The following is a 340-nucleotide window of genomic DNA, read 5'->3' on the forward strand; positions in this document are numbered from 1 at the left end:
TCGGCAAGAAGTTGGCCACACGTCAGACCATCGATCAGCGCCCCTGTGCCGCGCAGATCATGGGCCTGTCCCGGCAGCAGCCGAAAGTCGGTCAGGTTGCCGACCGCATCGGCCAAAGCCATGATCTTGGTTGTTATCCCTCCGCGAGAGCGCCCGATGGCCTGGCTTTGAGTCCCCCTTTTGCGCCCTGTCCGTGGCGGTGAACCTTGACGATGCTGCCGTCGATCATGGCGTATTCAAAATCGGCATCTTCAGCCAAGGCTCGGAACATGCGGTAGAACGCATCGGCCTTTACCCATCGCCGGAACCGCTTGAACACTGAGTTCCACTTACCGAAATC

Annotated in this window: 1 pseudogene; it reads right to left on the bottom strand. The window is 59.4% G+C overall.

The annotated features are described in order from the left end of the window. Positions 1–340 (bottom strand): annotated as a pseudogene (locus AAIL68_RS17645) (IS5/IS1182 family transposase); the annotation flags it as partial.

This window comes from Paracoccus sp. SSK6 (assembly GCF_039770665.1).
Lineage (GTDB): Bacteria > Pseudomonadota > Alphaproteobacteria > Rhodobacterales > Rhodobacteraceae > Paracoccus.